Source organism: Lentibacter sp. (assembly GCF_029254145.1).
In the GTDB taxonomy this organism is placed as follows: Bacteria; Pseudomonadota; Alphaproteobacteria; order Rhodobacterales; family Rhodobacteraceae; genus Lentibacter.
Genome location: NZ_JAQWYD010000023.1, coordinates 11,822 through 32,989, shown reverse-complemented (window position 1 = coordinate 32,989; position 21,168 = coordinate 11,822). Strand labels below are relative to the sequence as shown.

General features: G+C 57.1%; 20 protein-coding genes. 16 read left to right on the top strand and 4 right to left on the bottom strand.

The window, feature by feature from the left end; translation table 11 throughout:
• Nucleotides 1-83: 83 nt before the first annotated feature.
• The 11 genes from P8O11_RS02865 to modC all read left to right on the top strand — a co-directional run bounded on the left by P8O11_RS02865 (nt 84) and on the right by modC (nt 11,552).
• A complete protein-coding gene (locus P8O11_RS02865) occupies nt 84-1,331 on the top strand; it encodes an FAD-binding oxidoreductase (protein WP_300291469.1) in 1,248 nt (415 codons plus the stop codon).
• 40 nt (nt 1,332-1,371) lie between these two features.
• On the top strand, nt 1,372-2,355 hold the full coding sequence (locus P8O11_RS02860) for a TRAP transporter substrate-binding protein (RefSeq protein ID WP_300291443.1): 984 nt from the start codon (nt 1,372-1,374) through the stop codon (nt 2,353-2,355).
• A gap of 88 nt (nt 2,356-2,443) precedes the next feature.
• Nucleotides 2,444-3,157 (top strand): TRAP transporter small permease, encoded by a 714-nt coding sequence (locus P8O11_RS02855; RefSeq protein ID WP_300291441.1) that lies wholly within the window; start codon nt 2,444-2,446, stop codon nt 3,155-3,157.
• Nucleotides 3,154-4,467 (top strand): TRAP transporter large permease, encoded by a 1,314-nt coding sequence (locus P8O11_RS02850; protein WP_089887606.1) that lies wholly within the window; start codon nt 3,154-3,156, stop codon nt 4,465-4,467. The genes P8O11_RS02855 and P8O11_RS02850 overlap by 4 nt, the downstream gene beginning before the upstream one ends.
• Nucleotides 4,468-4,469: 2 nt before the next feature.
• Nucleotides 4,470-5,405: a hypothetical protein gene (locus tag P8O11_RS02845; RefSeq protein ID WP_300291437.1), complete on the top strand. Its 936-nt coding sequence runs from the start codon at nt 4,470-4,472 to the stop codon at nt 5,403-5,405.
• A gap of 72 nt (nt 5,406-5,477) precedes the next feature.
• The gene (eutB, locus tag P8O11_RS02840) at nt 5,478-6,485 is read left to right on the top strand and encodes a hydroxyectoine utilization dehydratase EutB (RefSeq protein WP_300291435.1); all 1,008 of its coding nucleotides are present in this window, start codon (nt 5,478-5,480) and stop codon (nt 6,483-6,485) included.
• Nucleotides 6,475-7,464 (top strand): cyclodeaminase, encoded by a 990-nt coding sequence (locus P8O11_RS02835; RefSeq protein WP_300291433.1) that lies wholly within the window; start codon nt 6,475-6,477, stop codon nt 7,462-7,464. Before eutB ends, P8O11_RS02835 begins: the two co-directional genes overlap by 11 nt.
• A 120-nt stretch (nt 7,465-7,584) precedes the next feature.
• Nucleotides 7,585-8,955 carry an aspartate aminotransferase family protein gene (locus tag P8O11_RS02830; protein WP_300291431.1) on the top strand — a complete coding sequence of 457 codons (1,371 nt, stop codon included), beginning with the start codon at nt 7,585-7,587 and terminating at the stop codon, nt 8,953-8,955.
• A gap of 73 nt (nt 8,956-9,028) precedes the next feature.
• Nucleotides 9,029-9,784, top strand: a complete 756-nt coding sequence (gene modA, locus P8O11_RS02825; RefSeq protein ID WP_300291429.1) for a molybdate ABC transporter substrate-binding protein — start codon at nt 9,029-9,031, stop codon at nt 9,782-9,784.
• Nucleotides 9,781-10,473, top strand: a complete 693-nt coding sequence (gene modB / locus P8O11_RS02820) for a molybdate ABC transporter permease subunit (RefSeq protein ID WP_300291427.1) — start codon at nt 9,781-9,783, stop codon at nt 10,471-10,473. The genes modA and modB overlap by 4 nt, the downstream gene beginning before the upstream one ends.
• The gene (gene modC, locus P8O11_RS02815; protein ID WP_300291425.1) at nt 10,470-11,552 is read left to right on the top strand and encodes a molybdenum ABC transporter ATP-binding protein; all 1,083 of its coding nucleotides are present in this window, start codon (nt 10,470-10,472) and stop codon (nt 11,550-11,552) included. Before modB ends, modC begins: the two co-directional genes overlap by 4 nt.
• Before the next feature lie 3 nt (nt 11,553-11,555).
• On the opposite strand, the gene P8O11_RS02810 is transcribed toward modC, so the two are convergent.
• Together P8O11_RS02810 and P8O11_RS02805 are read right to left on the bottom strand one after the other, a co-directional pair.
• Complete coding sequence (locus P8O11_RS02810) at nt 11,556-12,008, bottom strand: GNAT family N-acetyltransferase (RefSeq protein ID WP_300291423.1); 453 nt, start codon at nt 12,006-12,008, stop codon at nt 11,556-11,558.
• A 14-nt stretch (nt 12,009-12,022) separates the two neighbouring features.
• Nucleotides 12,023-13,204, bottom strand: coding sequence for a hypothetical protein (locus P8O11_RS02805; protein WP_300291421.1), 1,182 nt, complete (start codon nt 13,202-13,204; stop codon nt 12,023-12,025).
• 129 nt (nt 13,205-13,333) lie between these two features.
• Between P8O11_RS02805 and argS the strand changes: the two genes are divergently transcribed.
• Nucleotides 13,334-15,055, top strand: a complete 1,722-nt coding sequence (argS, locus tag P8O11_RS02800; protein ID WP_300291419.1) for an arginine--tRNA ligase — start codon at nt 13,334-13,336, stop codon at nt 15,053-15,055.
• Nucleotides 15,056-15,345: 290 nt separating this feature from the next.
• Here argS and trxB read toward each other — a convergent pair whose 3' ends face one another.
• Complete coding sequence (gene trxB / locus P8O11_RS02795; RefSeq protein ID WP_273515652.1) at nt 15,346-16,290, bottom strand: thioredoxin-disulfide reductase; 945 nt, start codon at nt 16,288-16,290, stop codon at nt 15,346-15,348.
• A 209-nt stretch (nt 16,291-16,499) separates the two neighbouring features.
• On the opposite strand from trxB, the gene P8O11_RS02790 reads away from it, so the two are divergent.
• Entirely contained in the window at nt 16,500-17,000 is a 501-nt protein-coding gene (locus P8O11_RS02790; RefSeq protein ID WP_300291415.1) for an Lrp/AsnC family transcriptional regulator, read from the top strand.
• 278 nt (nt 17,001-17,278) lie between these two features.
• Here the strand turns inward: P8O11_RS02790 and truA are convergent, their stop codons facing one another.
• On the bottom strand, nt 17,279-18,046 hold the full coding sequence (gene truA, locus P8O11_RS02785; RefSeq protein WP_300291412.1) for a tRNA pseudouridine(38-40) synthase TruA: 768 nt from the start codon (nt 18,044-18,046) through the stop codon (nt 17,279-17,281).
• A gap of 210 nt (nt 18,047-18,256) precedes the next feature.
• Between truA and P8O11_RS02780 the strand changes: the two genes are divergently transcribed.
• The 3 genes from P8O11_RS02780 to P8O11_RS02770 are packed head-to-tail and all read left to right on the top strand — an operon-like array spanning nt 18,257 to nt 21,053.
• A complete protein-coding gene (locus P8O11_RS02780; protein WP_300291467.1) occupies nt 18,257-19,597 on the top strand; it encodes a YcjX family protein in 1,341 nt (446 codons plus the stop codon).
• Nucleotides 19,594-20,028 carry a GNAT family N-acetyltransferase gene (locus P8O11_RS02775; protein WP_300291410.1) on the top strand — a complete coding sequence of 145 codons (435 nt, stop codon included), beginning with the start codon at nt 19,594-19,596 and terminating at the stop codon, nt 20,026-20,028. Before P8O11_RS02780 ends, P8O11_RS02775 begins: the two co-directional genes overlap by 4 nt.
• A complete protein-coding gene (locus tag P8O11_RS02770) occupies nt 20,025-21,053 on the top strand; it encodes a YcjF family protein (RefSeq protein ID WP_300291408.1) in 1,029 nt (342 codons plus the stop codon). Before P8O11_RS02775 ends, P8O11_RS02770 begins: the two co-directional genes overlap by 4 nt.
• Nucleotides 21,054-21,168 lie beyond the last annotated feature (115 nt).

Here is a 21,168-nt window from a genome sequence, read left to right as displayed (position 1 = left end):
AAAGTTATGTGAAGGCTATTTAATTGTATTTGAAATGATGAAGGAGACTCCGCATGCTCAATTCAGCGATAGGGGAACGCGTAATGAAGTCAGAGCACATTGTGATTGTCGGAGCTGGGATCGTTGGCGCTGCCAGCGCGATATGGCTGCGGCGCGCAGGCAAGGAAGTTACGCTGATTGATAAGGGCGAGCCCGGAATGGGGGCGTCTTATGGCAACGGCTGTATTTTGGCCAGTTCCTCTGTTGTGCCTGTTACAGGGCCAGGTCTGCTCCGCAAGGCGCCAGCTTATCTGGCTGATCCGAATTTTCCATTGTTCATGCGTTGGAGCTACCTCCCAAAACTTGTGCCTTGGCTTGTGCGCTATATGAGCCATGCAAATTCTGGCGATACGCGGCGGATCAGCCAAGGTTTGACCACTATTGTCGGGGATAGCCTTGAGCAGCATCAGGCCCTGACGCATGGGACGGACGCCTCCAAATGGGTGTGCGAGTCCGACTATTCCTTTGTTTATAAGGACCGTGCGGCTTTTGACGCAGATGCCTTTAGCTGGAAGTTGCGCGCCGAGGCGGGCTTTGTGCCTGAGCTTGTGGAGGGGGACGAAGTCCATCAGCGGGAACCAATCCTGAGCGAAGCAGCGGGACTTCTTGCTGTCATGAAAAATCATGGGTTCATTCTCAACCCAGGCTCATATGTGAAAGATCTCGTGGCGCTTCTGGAGCAGCTGGGCGGGCGCTTTGTGCAGGCAGAAGTGAAAGATTTTGATGTGAGCGGGGGCGCGGTGTCGGCGGTAGAAACAACCGAGGGGCGCTTTGAGTGTGACAAGGCTGTGATCGCTTCGGGTGTCTGGTCCAAGCCGTTGATGGGCAAGCTTGGTATCAGTGTGCCGCTTGAGGCCGAGCGGGGATATCACATTGTTTTCAAAGGGCCGAGCGAAGTCCCAAACAACCCGATGATGTTGGCTGAGGGCAAATTTGTTGCAACAGCTATGAATCAGGGGCTACGCTGCGCTGGCATCGTTGAATTTGGCGGGCTGACAGAGGAGCGGTCCAAAGCGCCTCTCGCTCTGCTGCGCAAAAAAGTGAAAGCGTTTTTTCCAAGGCTTGAAGCCGATGGAGAAGAAGAGTGGCTTGGCTTTCGACCTGCCCCTACCGACAGCTTGCCGCTGATTGGTGAGGTTGGGACGAGCGGCGTTTTTGCCGCATTTGGCCATCACCACATTGGCCTCACAGGTGGGCCAAAGACGGGTCGGCTTGTGGCTGACATGATTATGGGGCAGCATTCTAACAATGATATGCGCCCCTTTCAGCCCATGCGCTTTGCTAAGGGCTAAACAAACCAAGAAACTGAAGAAACCAAAGGGAGAAAAGACAATGAAGACACTGACACAAAAATTGAGCACTGCTGCGGCGAGTGTTGCTTTGGCGATTGCGGCGAATGCGGCTTCGGCAGAAAAGTGGGATATGCCAATGGCGTATGCCGCGAGCAACTTCCACTCTGAAATGGGCGTCGTGTTTGCTGACAAAGTACGAGAGTACACAGGCGGCGAGATCGACATCACGGTTCATCCAGGTGGCTCACTGTTTAAGGGCGGCGAAATCAAACGCGCGGTCCAGACAGGGCAAGCGCCAATCGGCGAACGCTTTATGAGCGCTCACGCGAACGAAGCGCCGCTTTTGGGCTGGGACAACGTGCCGTTTATTGCCACAAACTACGCAGACAACGAAAAACTCTGGGCGGCAGCAAAAGACAAAGTAAACGGCCAGCTTGCGGAGCAAAACCTTGTCACGCTTTATACCTGTGCATGGCCAGGTCAGGGCTTTTACTTCAAGAAGCCAGTGGCGTCTTCTGCCGATACGCAGGGCGTAAAATTCCGCTCCTATAACACAGCGACAGCGACATTTGCCGAAGAGCTCGGAATGATTCCTGTTCAGGTTGAAGCTGCAGAACTCAGCCAAGCTTTGGCGACGGGTGTTGCCGAGGCGTTCATTTCGTCAGGTTCGACAGGCTATGACCGCAAGGTCTGGGAAACGCTGACCCACTACTACAAAGTCAACGCCTGGCACCCACGTAACTATGTGATGGTAAACAAAGGTGTTTGGGATGGGCTGAGCGCGGATATGCAGGCCTCTGTTCAAAAAGCCGCGGACGAAACCGGTGTGGCCTGTAATGCCAAATCGGCAAGTCTGGCGGACTGGTATTTTGAACAGCTCGAAGCCAATGGCATGGTCGTTGAAGATGCAGCGCCCGAGTTCCTTGCCGAGTTGCAAAAAATCGGCGCGAAGATGCAAAGCGACTGGGTGGCCGAAGCGGGCGCTGATGCCCAAGCCATTCTCGATGCCTATAACGCAAACTAAAAACGTAAGCTAAGCTTAGGTGGCCTCATCGCACGCTGTGCGGTGAGGCTGCTAAAACCTATAAATAAAATAAAAAAGGGGGAGGGTCATGAGAGATTGGCAAGCGTTTCTGGGGCTGCCTTTATGGGTCTGGCTCTTTGTTTTTCCGACAGTTTTGGCGCTCTATTGCTTGTGGAAAGGCCCGTCTGCGGTGCGGATGTTGCAGCCTTTGTGGCGGGCACTAGATAAAATTTACGCGTTGGCGGGCGCTGTGGCCGCTGTCTTTATGGTGGTCATCCTTTTGCTGATCATTGGCCAGATGGTTGCCAGATGGTCCAATGTTACCTTCCCAGGATCAACGGAATACGCAGGCTACGCCATGGCCGCGACCTCGTTTTTTGCGCTCGCTTATACGCTGACGCAAGGCGCGCACATCAGGGTTTCGATTTTTCTCAACCTCAATGCGTTTACCAAATTCTGGCTTGATGCTCTTGCGATGTGGATTGCTGCCGTGACGGCAACATATTTTGCGCGCTATGCCATCAAAACCAACATTATGTCTGAGATGTTGAATGACCGCACACAGGGGCAGGACTTTACGCCCGAGTGGCTGATCACGTTCTTATCGATGTTTGCGACCTCGCCGCTGAAGTGGGGCGAGCTTTGGGCGAACTCAGCTGAGGGCTGGGTTTACACGCCTGTCTGGCTGCCACAGTTGCCGATGTCGATCGGAACCGTGCTTTTGGCGGTTGCGATCTGGGACTATCTCACACGCCTGCTTTGCTATCGCGAAACACAAATTCATGGAGAGGTTCTAGAATGAGCGAACTTTACGCCACAGTTATTTTCCTCTTCGTCCTCTTTGCGCTTTTGGGGGGCTCTGTCTGGATCGGTCTTGCTCTTATGGGTGTCGCTTGGGTTGGCATGGAGCTGTTCACAATGCGCCCCGCAGGCGACGCGATGATCACAACGATCTGGTCGGGTGCTTCAAGCTGGACGCTCACGGCGCTGCCTCTCTTTATCTGGATGGGCGAAATCCTGTATCGAACACGATTATCCGAGGACATGTTCCGCGGGCTTGCGCCTTGGATGCGCTATTTGCCGGGGGGACTGCTGCATACGAATATCGCGGGCTGCACCATTTTTGCGGCTGTCTCGGGCTCTTCGGCTGCAACGCTCAATATGGTTGGCAAGATGTCGATCCCCGAGTTGCGCGAGCGCGGCTACCCTGAGTTCATGATCATCGGGACGCTTGCGGGCGCTGCCACCTTGGGTCTGATGATCCCGCCGTCCCTCACGCTGATTGTTTATGGCGTGACGATTAACGAAAGCATCACCAAGCTGTTTATGGCAGGTGTCTTTCCTGGTCTGGTTTTGGCAGGGCTTTTTATGCTCTACATCATTGCTTGGCACTATCTTTACCCAGACCAGCGCCCAGAGCCTGAACCCAAGATGTCTTTCTCAAAGCGTATGGCGGAGAGCCGCTTTCTGCTGCCGCTTTTCGGGCTTGTGTTTATTGTCATTGGCTCGATGTATTCTGGCTATGCGACAGCAACGGAAGCCGCCGCTGTGGGGGTCTTTGGGGCTTTGGTCTTGTCGGCTGTGCAAGGCTCGCTTGATTGGAACACCTTTAAGCAGGCGCTCATGGGGGCAACCAAGACCTCGGCGATGATCGCCTTTATCCTGATGGGCGCGGCGTTCTTGTCGCTGTCTATGGGCTTCACGGGCCTGCCGCGTGCGCTTGCGGGGTTGATTGACAGCTACAATCTTTCGCCGGTTGCGCTGATTGCTGTCTTGACGTTGTTCTATTTGGTGCTTGGCATGTTCATGGACGGGTTGTCCTCGGTGGTTTTGACCATGGCGATTGTCGAGCCGATGATCCGAGCGGCGGGGATTGATGTGATCTGGTTTGGGATCTTCCTCGTGGTGGTAATCGAGACGGCGCAGGTCACGCCGCCGATTGGGTTTAATCTGTTCGTTTTGCAGGGCATGACGCGCCATGAGATCAGCTATATCGCCAAGACGGCCATTCCGATGGTTGGGCTCATGCTTTTGATGGTTGTGATCCTTGTTATCTTCCCCGAGTTGGCGACGTGGTTGCCTGACAATATCCGTCAGGGTGCTTCGGGCTAGCGATGCTCGTGGCACTTGGCTTTTTGGCCAAGCACGGGCGCTGGGCGTTGGTGCTTGGTCTTTTGGGTGGGCTAGTGTTGCCCGAGCTTGCACAGGCTTTGAAGCCATGGCTGGCGGAGCTTGTGTTGTTGCTTTTGTTTTTGACAGGGTTGCGTGTTGGCCATCGTGACGCGCTTCTGGGGCTAAAGGGCGTGCGCCGTACGCTTGCTGTTGTGTTGAGTTATCAACTTGTTCTGCCTTTGCTCGCGCTTGCTGGGTTTTGGCTTTTTGGCCTCGCGGGCTCCCCCTACGCTATCGCCTTTACATTGATGCTTGCGGCGCCTTCCGTGACGGGGAGCCCGAATATTTCGATCTTGCTCGGCCACGCGCCTGAGCCTGCGTTTCGCCTCCTTATTCTGGGGACCGCGCTGTTGCCGCTGACGGTTATTCCTGTGTTCTGGTTCAGTCCTGAGTTGGGTGATCTGAATGCAGCACTTTTGGCCTCTGGCACGTTACTCCTCTCAATTTGGGCTGCCATCGGACTGGCTTTTCTAACACGTCATATTGCTTTGCCCGAGCTAGAAGCAGAACGCCGCGCCGCTCTTGACGGGGTTATGTCTATCGCGCTTGCGGTTATTGTGATCGGCTTGATGAGTGCTTTGGGGCCTGCGATCAAGGCCACTCCTTTAGAAGTCGGCAAGTGGCTCGCTCTCGTGCTTCTGGTCAACTTCGGGCTGCAAGCCAGCGCTTATCTTTTGTTGGGCCCGAACATGGCAGAGGAAGAGGTCGTGCCGTTTTCGATTGTGGCCGGAAACCGCAATGTCGCTTTGTTTTTCGTCGCTTTGCCTGTCACGCAGTCGCCTGAATTTTTGATATTTTTGGGGTGCTATCAGATCCCGATGTATCTCACCGTGATCTTGATGCAGCCCCTGTTTGGCAGGCCGTCAACAGAGTGTTGACGGGTTCGATTTGGGGCTGACACAGGCGGTTGGCTGTTCTTTCAGAGACGAGAACGGGACAGTGGGGGGCTTATGCGCGTTGAATTGAGCGATATTAATGCTGCGCAGCGCGTTATAGCGGGGCTGGCGGATGCTACACCGATGATCCTGTCGCCCTATATGAGCGCGGCCGCTGGTCAGCCGTTTTATTACAAATGCGAGATGATGCAGCCGATCGGGGCGTTCAAGCTGCGTGGGGCGATGAATGCTGTTGCGAACCTACCCAAAGGGACGCGCGGTGTAACGTGCTGTTCTACAGGCAACTATGGACGCGGAGTGGCTTATGCCGCTGCCAAGGCGGGGGTACGCGCGGTCATTTGTATGTCTGAGCTTGTGCCTGAAGCGAAGGTCGAGGGCATTCGTGCCTTGGGTGCAGAGGTCCGTATCATCGGGCGCTCACAAGATGAGGCGCAGGTTGAAGTGTTGCGGTTGGTGGCTGAAGAGGGGCTCGTCGAAATTTCTCCATTTGACGACGGCTACGTGATTGCAGGGCAGGGAACCATCGGGATTGAAATGCTTGAAACGGTTCCCGAGCTTGAAACGATATATGTGCCTTTGTCTGGAGGTGGCTTGGCTGCAGGCGTGGCGACGGCGGCCAAGGCGCTCAAGCCTGACATCAAAATATACGGCATCAGCATGGAGCGTGGGGCTGCGATGTATGAGAGCCTCAGAGCAGGCTCTCCTCTGGAAGTTGAAGAAGTGCCGAGTCTTGTTGACAGCCTTGGAGGAGGTATCGGGCTTGAAAACCAGTTGAGCTTTGCAGCCTGCAAAGAGTTGCTCGACGATGTGCTTCTGGTGACTGAGGACGAAATCTACCACGCGATGCAAGTGTTGTTCTATGAAGATCGGCTCATTGCTGAAGGCGCATGTGTTGTCGCGATTGCTGCGATGTTGGCCGGCAAACTGCCTAAGCCTGCGGGGCCTGTCGCGACAATCCTGACTGGGCGCAACGCCGACATGAAGCAAAGTGCACGAATTTACGCGGGGCAAAGCGTTCAGCTCGGCGAACGGGAGATCAAAGGGAGGCCATATGGCACATGACGTTTCTATCGTGACCGAAGCGGAGCTGCGTGGTCTGGTTTCGCTCAATGGCGAACTGATTGAAGTTATCGAAAGTGGTTTTGCGGCGCTGGCAAAAGGCAAGGTGACCATGCCGGCGATCTTGTCGATGGAGCTTGAGAAGGCCAACGGCGAGGTTGATGTGAAGACCGCCTATATTGAAGGCTTTGATGGCTTTGCGATCAAGGTGAGCCCTGGATTTTTTGACAACCCCAAGCTTGGTTTGGCGAGTCTCAACGGGCTGATGATCCTTATGTCAGCTAAAACGGGTCTGGTGCAGGCCGTGTTTTTGGACAACGGCTATTTGACTGATCTGCGCACAGCCGCGGCGGGCGCTGTTGCCGCAAAGCACCTTGCGCCAAAAGAGGTCCGTGTTGCAGGTGTGATAGGCACGGGTGTGCAGGCGCGCCTCCAGATGCAGGCGGCACATTTGGTACGCCCGTTTGAGCGGCTCTTGGTCTTTGGGCGCGATATGCAAAAGGCGGCGCGCTGTGCGGCGGATCTGAGTGAAACGCTTGGCATTGATTGCGAGATAACGACGGATGCTGCGGATCTTGTTGCGCAGAGTCAGCTTGTCGTGACGACAACGCCTGCGCGCGAGCCTGTGATCAAGGCCGAGTGGTTGCACAAGGGCCTCCATATCACTGCGATGGGTGCGGATCAGACAGGCAAGAACGAGATTGACGCTAGGGCGCTTGCCAAGGCCGATCACTATGTGGCCGACAATGGCAGTCAGTGCATGGTTTCAGGCGAGCTTGAGGCGGCCTTGGCAGCAGGGGTTTGGCCTGAAGGCAAGATGCCGACAGAGCTTGGAGACGTTGTTATTGGCAAGGCCGAGGGACGACGGAGCGAAGCGGATATCACCATCTGCGACCTAACGGGGACAGGTGCTCAGGACACGGCGATTGCCACTTATGTGGCGCAGATTATGGACGGTGTTGGCACGAAAATCAGTACTTAGGGGTTTTTACTCTGGAAATGCGCGCATTCATTTGGCACACAGGTGCTGCGCATTAACCCAACCATCTGCACGCTGAGCTCCGGCATAAAGGTGAGATGCCAACCATAGGAGCATTTTCACATGCTTAAGAACGACCACCTCGAAGCGTGGGACCGAGAGAACTTTTTCCATCCGTCAACACATCTGGCCGAGTTTGCACGGGGCGTGACGCCTCAGCGGATCATCACGGGAGCCAAAGGTTGCCATATTGAAGACCGCGACGGTAACCGTCTGCTTGACGCCTTTGCGGGGCTTTACTGCGTCAATGTCGGCTACGGGCGCCAAGAGATCGCCGAGGCGATTGCGGCGCAGGCAAAGGAGTTGGCGTATTATCACTCCTATGTGGGCCACGGAACCGAGGCGAGCATCACGCTGGCCAAGATGATCCTTGATCGTGCGCCTGAGCACATGAGCAAAGTCTACTTTGGTCTTGGCGGGTCTGATGCCAACGAAACCAACGTCAAACTGATCTGGTATTACAACAATATTCTAGGCCGTCCCGAGAAGAAAAAGATCATCAGCCGTTGGCGCGGATATCACGGCTCCGGGCTTGTGACGGGCTCGCTTACGGGGCTTGAGCTGTTTCACAAGAAGTTTGATCTGCCACTTGCGCAAGTGGTGCACACTGAAGCGCCCTATTATTTCCGCCGTGACAATCTGGAGCAAACTGAAGCTGAGTTTGTTGCACATTGTGTGGCCGAGCTTGAAGCGCTGATTGCACGCGAAGGGGCTGACACGATCGCAGCGTTTATCGGTGAGCCTGTGCTCGGCACGGGGGGCATTGTGCCGCCGCCTGAAGGCTACTGGGCTGCTATTCAGGAAGTTCTTGAGCGCCATGATATTCTGTTGGTGGCGGATGAAGTTGTCACAGGTTTTGGCCGTCTCGGAACGATGTTTGGCTCTGAACACTACGGGATGAAGCCTGATCTCATCACCATCGCTAAGGGCCTTACGTCGGCTTATGCGCCGCTTTCGGGCTCGATTGTGAGCAAGAAAATGTGGGCTGTGTTGGAGCAGGGCACAGACGAAAACGGACCCATCGGCCATGGCTGGACCTATTCTGCGCACCCGATTGGGGCGGCGGCGGGCGTTGCCAATCTCAAGCTGCTGGATGAGCTGAAGCTCATGGAAAATGCAGGCGAAACGGGCGCATATCTGAACGCCGCCATGGTTGATGCGCTGGGCGATCATGCGCATGTGGGCGAAGTTCGCGGCGAGGGGATGCTCTGTGCTGTTGAATTTGTAAGAGCGCGCGAGGGCCGTGTTTATTTTGACGCCTCCGAGAAGATCGGGCCGCAGATTGCGGGTGCTTTGCTGGCTGAGGGCGTGATTGCGCGCGCCATGCCACAGGGGGATATCCTTGGCTTTGCACCGCCCTTCTGCCTGACGCGGCAAGAGGCAGATGAAGTTGTCGGCAAGACCGCCAAAGCGGTGAAATCTGTTCTGGGCTAAGGCAGTCGGCTCTGACATTATGGCCCCGATGTTTGAAAGAGCATCGGGGCTTTTTCATGGGGTGCAAAGGACAATGCTCAGGTTTGGCACATGGATATTGGCGGCTTGGCTTACCGTGCTGGCGGGAAGCACCGCCTGGGCGGAGCGGGTCACTCTATATGCGGCGGCAAGTCTGCGCACAGCGCTTGATACACTTGCGCCCGAGCTTGAGGCCGCGACAGGGCATGACTTGCGGATCGCTTACGGCGGCTCGTCAAAGCTTGCGCGCCAGATCGAACAGGGGGCGCCAGCCGATATTTTTATTTCCGCGAATAAGGAATGGATCGAGTACCTGCTGACGGGCAACAGGATTATTGCGGCGAGCGGTGTCGATCTGCTCTCTAACAGGCTGGTGTTGATTGGCCAGAACGGCGCGCCGCAAATCAGCCTTCAGGAAGCTGGCAGCTTTGGGACAGGGCGCATTGCGATAGGGCTGACGCAGGCGGTTCCTGCGGGGATTTATGGCCGCGAGGCGCTTGAAACGCTCGGTCTCTGGGCGCCATTGAAGGCGCAACTGGTTGAGACGGACAATGTGCGGGCTGCGCTTGCGCTGGTGGCGCGCGGTGAGGCGCGCTTTGGCATTGTCTATGCGAGCGATGCTGTGGCGGAACCGGCAGTGCAGGTTTTGGCAAGCTTCCCGCCTGACACGCACAGTCCGATTGTCTACCCCGCTGTTGTTGTCTCTGGCAGCAAGGCAGGCGCGGAGGTGTTGGCATTTTTGCAAAGCAAGGCCGCTTGGGCTGTTTTTGAGGCACAAGGGTTTCTGCCTGTGGAGGGCAACGGAGAGTGAGCTGGCTTGGAGCTGAAGAATGGGAGGCGGTGGCCCTGTCGCTCAAGGTGGCTTTCTGGGCCACGATATTGAGCCTGCCGGTCGCCATCGCCGTGGCCTATGCGCTTGCGCGGGGGCGTTTCTGGGGGCACGGGCTGCTCAATGGTCTTGTGCATTTGCCGCTGGTGTTGCCGCCTGTTGTGACGGGCTACCTGCTGCTTGTCTTCTTCGGCTCGCAGGGCTTGGGAGGACGGGTGCTGGACGCCGTCGGGATGCCGATTGCCTTTCGCTGGACGGGGGCTGTGCTGGCGGCGGCTGTCATGGCTTTTCCGCTTGTCGTGCGCGCGATCAGGCTTTCGATCGAAGCGGTGGATGTGCGACTTGAGGACGCCGCCGCTACGCTGGGCGCTTCGCCTCTCAGGGTCTTTTTGACGGTGACATTGCCGATGGCTATGCCGGGTGTGCTGGCGGGGGCGGTGCTCGGCTTTGCCAAGGCGATGGGCGAATTTGGTGCGACGATCACGTTTGTGTCCAGTGTCCAGGGAGAGACGCAGACACTCTCGCTGGCTGTCTACAGCTTCCTGCAAGTTCCCGGCGGCGAAAGCGCGGCTGTGAAGCTTGTGATCATTGCTGTTGCCGTGGCCATGGGCGCGCTGTTGCTTTCTGAATGGCTGGCGCGGCGCATGGCGCGGAAGGTGTCGGGCGCATGAATTTGAAGGTCGATATCAAAAAGTCGCTGAACGGCTTTGAACTGCGCGCTGACTTTTTGGCACCTGAGGGGATCACTGTTTTGTTCGGGCCGTCTGGCTCTGGAAAGACCTCGCTGATCAACGCCGTTGCGGGGCTGGCTCGGCCTGACAGAGGGCGCATTGCCTTGGGAGAGCGGGTGCTGTTTGACAGCGCCGCGGGCGTGAACCTGCCTGTGCACAAACGTGGGGTTGGATATGTGTTTCAGGATGCGCGGCTTTTTCCTCAGCTGAGTGTTGAGGGCAACCTGAACTATGGCCGCAAGCTTGCGGCTGAGCCGCCGAGCGGAGCGGAATTTGACCGTATTGTGAAACTGCTTGGCATCGGCGGGCTTCTATCGCGCAGGCCTGCGAAACTTTCGGGCGGTGAAGCTCAGCGTGTGGCGCTTGGGCGTGCGCTTTTGAGCGGGCCTCAGATCCTTCTTGCGGACGAGCCCTTGGCTGCGCTTGACAGCGCGCGCAAGGGAGACCTTCTGCCCTATTTTGAGCGGCTCAGAGACGAGGGGGGCTTGCCGATCCTCTATGTCACGCACTCTGTAAGCGAGCTTGGTCGGCTGGCCAATCATGTTGTGACGCTTGAGGCGGGTCAGGCTTCGGGCTTGCGCGCACCTTCGGATGTCTTGGCTGATCCGCGCCTTGTTCCGGGGGGCGTGCGCGGTGTTGGCGCTGTGATCAATGCTGTCGTTGTCGCTCATCATGCTGACGGGCTGAGCGAGCTCTCTGCGGGCGGTTTGCCGTTATTCTTGCCGAAGGTTACACAAACGACCGGCGCTTCGCTTCGGGTCCGTATTGCGGCGAGTGACGTGATCCTCTCGCGCCACAAGCCTGAGGGGCTGTCGGCACTTAATATCCTGCCTGCCAAAGTTATCGGGCTGCGTGAAGGTGACGGGCCTGGCGCGATTGTGGCGCTGGAGACAGCCGCAGGACAAATACAAGCCCGCATCACGCGGCGATCTGCCAAGGCGCTTGGACTTGATGTTGGTCTTGACGCTTACGCTATCGTTAAAACGGTGTCGATTGCGCAGGAAGACGTGGGTGGTTGAGGCTTAGTTGATCGGCTTGTTGTATTTTACAAATGGTGTCAGCTCGGCGACGCGATCGTAAAGCTGACGCGCCGTTTTGTTGTCCTCTTGCGTGAGCCAGTAGACGCCTGTTGCGCTAGCTTTGGCTGCCTCTGCATGAACCGCCTCAATCAATGCGCGGCCTGCACCTGTACCGCGAATTGCGGGGTCAACATAGAGATCTTGTAAGTAGCAGCTGTTTTCGACTGACCACATGTGTCGGTGAAACAGGTAGTGAGTAAAGCCGATCGCCTGCCCGTCTTTGACTGCGATAAGTCCTTTAAATTCGTTGTCTGCGCCTGACTGTAGGCGCGCGAAGGAGCTGTCATAAACCGTCTTTGGCCGCGATGTTTTATAGAAGGCCAGATAAGCTGTGAACATGCGGTCCCAGTCCAGACGATCTTGGCTTGTGATTGGACGAATTTGCAATTCTGGCATGATCTTGCCTTTGGTCACTGGGCGAGGCCGAGGGTGGCCAAGAGCTGTGACAGAGCTGCTCTGCCCTTGGGTGTGATTTTGCCTGCCTTGATGAATTGCGCGGCCAGTTCATCCGCGCTTTTCATGAGCATATGGGGGTTGCGAGCGTTAAAGGCGGCTTCAGTGAGCGGAGTTTCTAGCGATTGTCCGTCTATGTCACTTATTGGCAGTGCGAGCACTGATGCGCAGAGTTTATCGGCATCTAGAAGGACTGTTCGGATTTCTGTGCAGCAGGCAAGCTCTAAGGGCTCTCCTGGTGCATGAGTGAGAAAGAGCCTGCGCAAAAGGCGAGCACCATAATAGGCCAGCAGCTCTTCGAGGGATGGCAGCCCCTGTGCGGCAGGCGCGCGGGGAGAGGGCTCCTCCGCCATAGCCGGGCGGACAGGGTCAATCAGGCAGACCGAAAGTTTGGCTTTTCCTGCACTCATCAGATCGACGCCCGCAATGAGGCCGGGTGCATAGCTGGAGTGGTCTTTGCGGAACACATCAATCAGAAGGTCATAGCCGCGTGCGAGCTTGTCTGAATGATATGCCAGATCGGCGGCGTAGTAGGTATAGCGCCCATCGCCGTCTGTGAGCGGACGGGGGCGCAGATCACCGCGCGAAACGGTATCGAGCATGAGGCGCTCGACAGGTTTTTCAGGTGCTGCGTTTATCAGGTTACCTGAACTGTCCATGAGGGCGTCTTTGCGGGCGAAGTCACTGAAAAGGCGAAACAACTCACCGCGTGTTTCAAGGCTGCTTTCATGGGTGAATGTGTCGAACTGGACATCAAGAGCTGTGAGGCCCTCGCGGATGCTGGCCATCGCAGCCTCGACGGCCGCACGACGAACGTCCGGGAGCCAGTCGGCCTCAACGGCTTCGAACAGGTCTTTTGACAGTCCTGTGCGCACGGCGGCGGCAAGGGCTGTGATCTCGTCTGCTTCAAACTCTGTCGGTGCAAGGCAGCGTGCGTAAACCCCGCGCGCGAGTGCATCGGCCTGCGCGCCAGCGTCGTTGACGTAGTATTCACGGGTTACGTCATGGCCAAGGGCCGCTGCCATACGGGCCAGCACATCGCCGATGATGGCAGCATAAGCATCCTCACCGCGCAGAGGGCGGCTGGGGTAGGCGGAGACAAACTCGACATTAATGCGCTGGGGCTTTGTGGTGCTCATGTAAATTTGATAACAGTAAAATCAAGTCAAGGGGAAGCCTTGCCAGTATGATTTGCCTCTTTTCCTCAGGGCGCAAGCTCGGTATGCACAGCCCGACTTTGAAACCCATGCCAGGAAGGCCCGCGCCAGATGCAAAAGACCCTTATAGAGACGCTGCAAGCGTTCGTGAACGCCGCTTTTTCCGGTGCGGGCTATGACACGAAGTTTGCTGCCGTACGGGTTTCGGACCGCCCCGATCTTGCTGACTTTCAATGCAACGGGCTTATGGGCGTTGCCAAAAGCCAAAAGATGAACCCGATGGATGCTGGCGCGGCTGTTATGGAAGCGCTTGATCTGGAAGGACTATTTGAGGCCGACTTTGTGAAGCCCGGGTTTCTGAACTTTAAGGCAACGGACGACGCTCTGCGCAAGCTTGTGGCTGCGTCTGTTAAAGATCCCCGGGCACTGGCGGGCACCAGTGAGCGCAAAAAGTTTATGGTTGATTATGGTGGGCCTAACCTCGCCAAGGAAATGCATGTCGGGCATTTGCGCTCGGCTATTGTGGGTCATGGATTGATCAACCTGCTTGAGTTTGCTGGGCATGACGTTGTGAGCGACGTGCATTTGGGAGACTGGGGCTTGCAGCTGGGACAGCTTATTACCCAAATCGAGGATGTGCGGCCCGACCTGTTTGAGGATGAGGTGAACGCGCCAATTACTATGCTGGATTTGCAGGAGTGGTATCCTGCGGCCTCGGCCAAATCCAAGGCAGATGAGGCCTTCCGTGAAAAGGCCCGTGTCGCGACGTCGGCGCTTCAAGCTGGGGATGCGCGCTACATGCGGTTGTGGCAGCGGATTGTGGATGTGAGCATTGCCAGCCTGCGCCGTGATTATAACCGTTTGGGCTGTGAATTTACCTATTTCTACGGCGAGAGCCGGTATCAGGACATGCTTGGTCCGCTGGTGAAAAGCCTTGAAGACAGCGGCACGGCAGAGCCTTCTGAAGGTGCGATTGTTGTTCATTTACAGGAAGATAAGAAGCTTCCCCCTTTGATGCTGCGCAACAGCAATGGTGGCTATGGCTACGGTGCAACAGACCTCGCGACCATCGTGGACCGCCTGGATACGGATAAGCCAGACTACATTCTCTATGTCGTCGATGCGCGCCAGAAAATGCACTTCCAGCAGGTGTTTTTGGGCATGGAGAAAACAGGACTGCTGGGCGACACGACGCTTGAGCATACAGCCTTTGGCACAGTCAATGGCACCGATGGCAAGCCTTTCAAGACCCGTGAGGGCGGCGTTATGCGGCTGCATGACCTGATGGAAGAAATGCATGCCGCAGCACGCGCGCGGCTTGAGGAGATGGGCAAGCTTGACGGTGCTGAGCTTGAAAAAACTGCCGAACAGATCGCCATTGCAGCGATCAAGTTTGGCGAGCTTTCACACGACAGAGAAAGCAATTATATCTTTGATATGGAACAGTTTTTGCAGTTTGAAGGTAAGACAGGGCCGTATATTCAATATACCTGCGTGCGGATCGCCTCGCTGATCGAAAATGCCAGTGCAGCTGGGCTGACGCCAGCGGCGTTCACCGAGGTTACCGACGGGGCGCGCAGTCTCGTTTTGACGCTTGATGAATTCCCTGCAAAGCTCGCTCGCGCTGTCGATACACGCAAGCCGAGCAATATGGCGATGCATGTCTACAATCTCGCCAATGCGACCAATTCTTTCTACCAGTCCAACCGTGTTTTGGCGGATGGGGTGGATGCAAGTGTGGCGGCGTCACACCTTGGGCTTTTGGCCGCGGCCAAGGGCCAGCTCGAACTTGGGCTGAAGCTTCTCGGGATAGAAGTGCCTGCCAAAATGTAAGTCGCTGTGAAATATTTGCGAATTTTATGCGCGGATTAACACATTACCTTCACCGCCAGATTCTAGGGGGGTGATATGCGTGCACAACCCGTGCACAACCCGTACATCGCCAAAACGGGCTTTATTGGGGGGTGCCGTTTGTGACATCGCCGCACGCGATGTTGACACTCTTTTAGGGTTTGCGCTGCGGCTGCGCCGCATCGCCCGCGCGAGAGGGCGCTGCCCTCTCGCGCTCTCCCGGGATATTTTGGGAAAGAAAAAGGACCTGATGATGTCAGGATGTTCGGTGTTTAGCTGTCTTGCTCGGCGAGGAAACGCTCGGCCTCAAGTGCGGCCATGCAGCCCATGCCTGCCGAAGTGACGGCCTGACGGTATTTGTGATCTGTCAGATCGCCCGCAGCGAAAACACCTGGGATGGATGTTTCTGTGCTGTCAGGTTTGGTCACAACATAGCCGCCCATATGGGTTTCGAGTGTGTCTTTGACCAACTCGTTGGCAGGGGCGTGACCGATGGCGATAAAGACGCCTTTGCAGGGCAGGTCTGTGATCTCGCCTGTTTTGGTGTGTTTGACTTTTACGCCCTCAACGCCAAGCGGCATATCTGTACCATATACCTCTTCGATTTCGTGAAACCAAAGTGTCTCGATCTTGGGGTTTTTCATCAGGCGGTCTTCAAGGATTTTCTCGCTGCGCAGCGTGTCGCGCCGATGTACGAGGGTGACCTTGCTGGCGAAGTTTGTCAGGAACAGCGCCTCTTCAACGGCCGTGTTGCCACCGCCAACAACGACGATCTCTTGGCCGCGATAGAAGAAGCCATCGCATGTCGCGCAGGCCGAAACGCCGAAGCCTTTGAATTTTTCTTCGGAAGGGAGGCCGAGCCATTTGGCGCGCGCCCCTGTGGCGAGGATCACGGCATCACATGTATATAGCGTACCGCTGTCGCCCTGTGCTTTGAAGGGGCGCTCGGAGACGTCAAGGCTTGTGATTATGTCACCGATGATTTCGGTTCCCATCGCCTTGGCGTGCTCTTGCATGCGGATCATTAGATCGGGGCCTTGAACTTCGCTGTCGCCAGGCCAGTTTTCCACTTCTGTTGTGGTTGTGAGCTGGCCGCCTGGCTCGATGCCTTGCACGAGGATTGGCTCCAGCATGGCGCGCGAGGCGTAGACGCCCGCTGTGTAGCCTGCGGGGCCTGAGCCGATGATCAGAACTTTGGTGTGACGCGTTTCAGCCATGTGGAAGCCCTCGGATGTGTCTGGGATCAAGTCATTCGCTTGGATATAACTGCCCGATACGGGGAAGGAAAGGCTGCGGAGTGGGAAAGCTGTAACAGTTTTTTGAAGTTTGAAGTGTGTGCCCTTTTGTTTTCTTGCTCTGTGTTGAAATATTGTTGCGTCCAACGGGTGTGCTGCTATAAGAATCCGTAAATCCAGGGGGGTAGACGATGCCGCATTCGCGTCTCGATGAAATTGATCGCAAAATTCTGGCAGAGCTTCAGGCCGATGGCCGGATGACGAATGTTGAGCTGGCCAAGCGGGTCGGAATTTCGGCCCCGCCTTGTTTGCGACGCGTGCGCACGCTCGAAGAGGCGGGCTTCATCCGCGGCTATCATGCTGAGGTCAACCCGCGCGAACTTGGCTTTGAAGTACAGGTTTTTGCGATGGTTGGCTTGGTCAGTCAGGCTGAGGCGGATCTCTCTGCTTTTGAAGCGCGTTGCCGCGCTTGGCCTTTGGTGCGTGAATGCCACATGCTGAATGGCGAGGTGGACTTTATCCTCAAATGTGTGGCGCCTGATCTTTCAACGTTTCAGAGCTTTCTGACCGAAGACCTGACCGCGGCAGAGAATGTGGCGAGCGTGAAAACCTCGCTTGTCATCCGCGGCGCGAAAGATGAGCCAGGCGTGCCGTTTGACGTGCTGGAAGCGAGACTGACGCGCAAGGCTTGAGTGCTGCCTTGAGGGCCTCACTCCGCGTGCGTCTTCGATCTGCGGCAGCCAGCGCTTGGGTATATGTCCGGAGATAAGAACTTTTTAACCTTTATTTCCCAAGCTGAAGCTGCGGAACAGGCGGGGACGCCGATGGCCGTGAAAGGAAAAGAGAGTTCTCTTTTGAGGGAGGGTTGCGAGCGGCCCTTCCTTTTTCTTTCTAAAAGTATCCCGGGGAGCGCGAGGGGCTGGCCCCTCGCTTCGGTCGTATTTTCGCGCAGCGAAAATGCGAAACGGGATCATGCAAAAGGGTCTTCCGGGTAGAGCACGTGCTTGAGATATAGTCCCTGAGGCGGGCAGACTGGGCCACAGGCGGCGCGGTTGCGAGCAGCGAGGGCCGTTGTTACATCAGACGGCGTCCATGAGCCTGCTCCCACACGCTCGAGCGTGCCCACGACAGAGCGGACCTGATTGTGCAGAAACGACCGTGCGCGCAGGTGAAAGTGGTATTCTGTTCCTGCTGTTACGGGGTGCTCCGTGATTGTGATTTGATCGAGTGTTTTAACGGGGCTTTCGGCTTGGCAGATGGTTGAGCGAAAGGTGGTGAAGTCGTGTTTGCCGATGAGATGAGCCGCACCTTCGCGCATGGCGTTGATGTCGAGTTTGTTCTTCACCTGCCAGACGAGGCCCTTGTCGTGTACGGCGGGGGCGCGGCGAGAGAGCAGCCGGAAAAGGTAGTGCCGCTCAAGGGCGCTAAAGCGTGCATGCCACGCCTCATTCACCTCGACACAGGCGACAATCGCTATCGGGTGATCGCGCAGGTGATAATTAAGCGCCTCGGAGAGACGAAAGGGTGTCCAGTTTTGCTCCATATCGGCATGGGCGACTTGGCCGAGAGCGTGAACGCCCGCATCGGTGCGCCCTGCTGCTGCGATGGTATGAGGGCGCGGCTCCAGTTTTGCCAAGGCGGCTTCGACCTCGCCTTGTACCGTGGTTTCTTCTTTTTGGCGTTGCCAGCCTGAAAAGGGTGCGCCGTTGTATTCGATTTTGAGGGCATATCTGGGCATGATCGGGCTTTAGCGCCTCAGAGGCGGCGCGGCAAGCCTCCCTACAGTTGGGGGGAAGGGGTGGGCAAAGCTCCCCTCTGGCGTGCGGTGCGTATCGGCACTATCTTGACGGCAGTAGAGGCCAAGAAGGGCAGCAGAGTGATCGGTGAGTTGGCAGACAGCATCGCGCGGCAGGTGGACAATCTGACGGGCACGGTTTCGGAGGCGTTTATGGAGCCTGTGATCCGTGTTGGCGTTACGGGATTGGCGCGTGCGGGCAAGACTGTGTTCATCACCTCGCTTGTGGCCAACCTGCTGAACCGTGGCCGCATGGGCGGCATGGCTGTAGAGGCGCAGGGGCGCATTGAAGCGGCCTATTTGCAGCCCCAGCCTGATGATACAGTCCCGCGGTTTCAATTTGAGGAGCACTTGTCTGCTTTGACAGGGGGGAACCCGTATTGGCCGACGTCAACGCGTACAGTGAGCGAGTTGCGCCTGTCGCTGCGGGTCAAGCCACGGGGGCTTCTTGGCGGGCTGTCTGGCGCGCGGATCGTGCATGTTGATATTGTGGATTATCCCGGCGAATGGCTTTCGGACCTTGGTTTGATGTCGAAGTCCTATGCCGAGTGGTCTGACGACGTTTTTGTGCGGCTCGCTCGGCGCGCAGAGGCCACCGACTTTTTGAAAGAGGCCGAGAGTGTTCAGGGCGACGATCCATTTGAAGAGCCTGCGGCGCAGGCTTTGGCGGCGTCCTTCACGGCCTATCTGACGGCGGCGCGGGATGCGGGCTATTATGATTGTACTCCAGGGCGGTTTTTGTTGCCTGGTGCACTTGAGGGCTCGCCTGTGCTGACATTTGCGCCTTTGGCCATAGTCGAGGGAGCGGGCCGCAAGAGCCTCTGGCGTGAGATGGAGCGGCGCTATGAGGCGTATAAATCCAAGGTCGTAACACCGTTCTTCCGCGAGCATTTTGCCAAGATTGATCGGCAGGTTGTTCTGATTGATGCGCTTGGGGCGATCCATAAGGGGCCAGAGGCGCTGGAGGATATGCGCCGTGCGATGAGCGATATTCTGAGCGCGTTCAAGCCCGGGCAGAACGCCTTTTTGAAGCGACTTTTTATGGGGCGGCGGGTTGAGAAAATTTTGTTTGCGGCCACGAAAGCGGACCATTTGCATCATGTCCAGCATACCGCCTTGACGGGAATTGTTGAGGCGTTGGTGCGGGCGGCTTCGGACCGTGCAAGCTTTGCGGGAGCCGAGGTGCGTGCCATGTCGATTGCCGCGTTGCGGGCGACCGAAGAGGCCGAGATGCGCCATGATGGCGAGATGCTAAAGTTGGTGCGGGGCAAGCTGCTTGAGAGTGGCAAGCATGCGGCGCTTTATGCGGGCGCTTTGCCTGCTGATCCGAGCAAGCTTTTGCAGCCCGCACGGGAAGGGGCCGAGCGCTGGCTTGAAGAGGACTACCAGATCATGAATTTTGCGCCTGCTGTTTTGGAACTGGCGCGCGGCGACGGGCCACCCCACATCCGGCTTGATCGCGCTGCCGAGTTTCTGATCGGAGATCGCTTGTGAGTGTCGCACAGGCCCATATCTGGCATTTGCCGCGACTTCTCGGGATCCTTTGGGCAGGAACGCGTGGTCAGGGACCTGTGGCGCGGCGGCGTGACGAAGATGCGCGCGCGATGGCCAAAGTCATCTTGCAAGGCAAGGTGCAGCTCTGGCGCAGCAAGGGACGGGCGCGGGCTTTTTTGGTGCGCGACGGTGTGCGTATTCATGCGCTCTATACCTGCCCAGACTGGCGCGGACAGGGCGGCGGCGCTGCTCTTGTCGGCCGTGCGCAGGACCAGATCGGGAAACTTGAGCTCTATGCGGCCGAGCACAACAGCGCCGCGCGGCAGTTTTATCTGCGCCATGGGTTTCGCGAAGTGTCGCGCAGTCATGGTGTGGGGAATGACGAGGGGATACCTGATATTTTGATGATATGGGAAAGGCCGATGGGATGACCGAAGGAACGCCCCGTCGCGGGCCTGTTTTGATCGAGTTGGATGCAAGCCATGCGGCAAAACCTGCGGCGGCGCCGCCTGTGCCTGAGATACAGGAGATTGCGCCAACTGGAGGGGCAGATGGAGCGGCGATGGGTGCTGCGATGCGGTTTGTTGCGCGCAAGCCATCACGGCTGGCACGCTGGTTCTGGTCTTTGCTGGGGGCGCTTCTGGCGGCGGTTGTCTCGGTTGCTGCATGGGATTTTGCGGTTGGCTTGATCGCGCGTTCGCCTGTGCTTGGTTATGGTGTGGTTGCGCTGATTGCGGCGCTTTTGCTTGTCTTGCTTACAGTTGCGCTGCGCGAGCTTGCGGCTTTCGGGAGGCTTCGGAAGCTTGACCGTATTCGGCTTGCTGCGCAGGGCGCGCTGGCGACTGGAGATTTGTCTGAGGCGCGCCGCACTTTGGGGCAACTCAAGGCGCTCTATCGGGGGCGTGAGGAACTGCAGTGGGCGATCTCGCGGCTGGCTGAGCGGGAGGGCGAGCCGATGGATGCGGATGCGCTTTTGGCACTGGCAGAGCGTGAGCTTTTGCAGCCTTTGGATGGCCTGGCTTTGACGGAAGTCGAGGCAGCGGCGCGGCAAGTGGCGACTGTGACAGCGCTTGTGCCGATTGCTTTGGCAGATGTGGCGGCGGCGCTCACGGCGAACCTGCGAATGATCCGCCGTATAGCCGAGATCTATGGCGGACGGGCGGGCACGCTGGGAAACTGGCGCTTGCTCAAGGCGGTGATCGGCCATCTCGTGGCCACGGGCGCTGTGGCTGTGGGCGATGATATGATTGGCTCGCTTGCAGGCGGAGGCGTTGTGGCGAAGCTCAGCCGCCGCTTTGGCGAAGGGGTGATAAACGGGGCGTTGACGGGGCGTGTGGGCGTGGCTGCGATGGAGGTCTGCCGCCCTTTGGCTTTCGTGGCTGTGCCTCGGCCTTCTGTTTCGGCCACCGTGGGCCGCGCGCTCAAAGGCTTGTTTGGCGGCAGCAAAGGCGCGTGACAGGCGGCTGCTTCACGCTTGTTTTGTGAGGGTGTAGCGCCTAGCCTGCGCCTAGTTTGTTTAAGGGGTTTGGGCCATGGACGGTCTTCTTGTTTTGTTGGCAATTGCCTTTGCA

Bases quoted from the DNA above. Each gene is read 5' to 3' on its own strand.
- truA (WP_300291412.1), bottom strand. From the start codon at position 18,046: ATGCCCAGATATGCCCTCAAAATCGAATACAACGGCGCACCCTTTTCA.
- P8O11_RS02850 (WP_089887606.1), top strand. From the start codon at position 3,154: ATGAGCGAACTTTACGCCACAGTTATTTTCCTCTTCGTCCTCTTTGCG.
- modA (WP_300291429.1), top strand. From the start codon at position 9,029: ATGCTCAGGTTTGGCACATGGATATTGGCGGCTTGGCTTACCGTGCTG.
- argS (WP_300291419.1), top strand. From the start codon at position 13,334: ATGCAAAAGACCCTTATAGAGACGCTGCAAGCGTTCGTGAACGCCGCT.
- P8O11_RS02855 (WP_300291441.1), top strand. From the start codon at position 2,444: ATGAGAGATTGGCAAGCGTTTCTGGGGCTGCCTTTATGGGTCTGGCTC.
- P8O11_RS02780 (WP_300291467.1), top strand. From the start codon at position 18,257: ATGGAGCCTGTGATCCGTGTTGGCGTTACGGGATTGGCGCGTGCGGGC.
- P8O11_RS02810 (WP_300291423.1), bottom strand. From the start codon at position 12,008: ATGCCAGAATTGCAAATTCGTCCAATCACAAGCCAAGATCGTCTGGAC.
- modC (WP_300291425.1), top strand. From the start codon at position 10,470: ATGAATTTGAAGGTCGATATCAAAAAGTCGCTGAACGGCTTTGAACTG.
- trxB (WP_273515652.1), bottom strand. From the start codon at position 16,290: ATGGCTGAAACGCGTCACACCAAAGTTCTGATCATCGGCTCAGGCCCC.
- P8O11_RS02835 (WP_300291433.1), top strand. From the start codon at position 6,475: ATGGCACATGACGTTTCTATCGTGACCGAAGCGGAGCTGCGTGGTCTG.
- P8O11_RS02805 (WP_300291421.1), bottom strand. From the start codon at position 13,204: ATGAGCACCACAAAGCCCCAGCGCATTAATGTCGAGTTTGTCTCCGCC.
- P8O11_RS02845 (WP_300291437.1), top strand. From the start codon at position 4,470: ATGCTCGTGGCACTTGGCTTTTTGGCCAAGCACGGGCGCTGGGCGTTG.
- P8O11_RS02860 (WP_300291443.1), top strand. From the start codon at position 1,372: ATGAAGACACTGACACAAAAATTGAGCACTGCTGCGGCGAGTGTTGCT.
- P8O11_RS02790 (WP_300291415.1), top strand. From the start codon at position 16,500: ATGCCGCATTCGCGTCTCGATGAAATTGATCGCAAAATTCTGGCAGAG.
- P8O11_RS02770 (WP_300291408.1), top strand. From the start codon at position 20,025: ATGACCGAAGGAACGCCCCGTCGCGGGCCTGTTTTGATCGAGTTGGAT.
- P8O11_RS02865 (WP_300291469.1), top strand. From the start codon at position 84: ATGAAGTCAGAGCACATTGTGATTGTCGGAGCTGGGATCGTTGGCGCT.
- P8O11_RS02830 (WP_300291431.1), top strand. From the start codon at position 7,585: ATGCTTAAGAACGACCACCTCGAAGCGTGGGACCGAGAGAACTTTTTC.
- eutB (WP_300291435.1), top strand. From the start codon at position 5,478: ATGCGCGTTGAATTGAGCGATATTAATGCTGCGCAGCGCGTTATAGCG.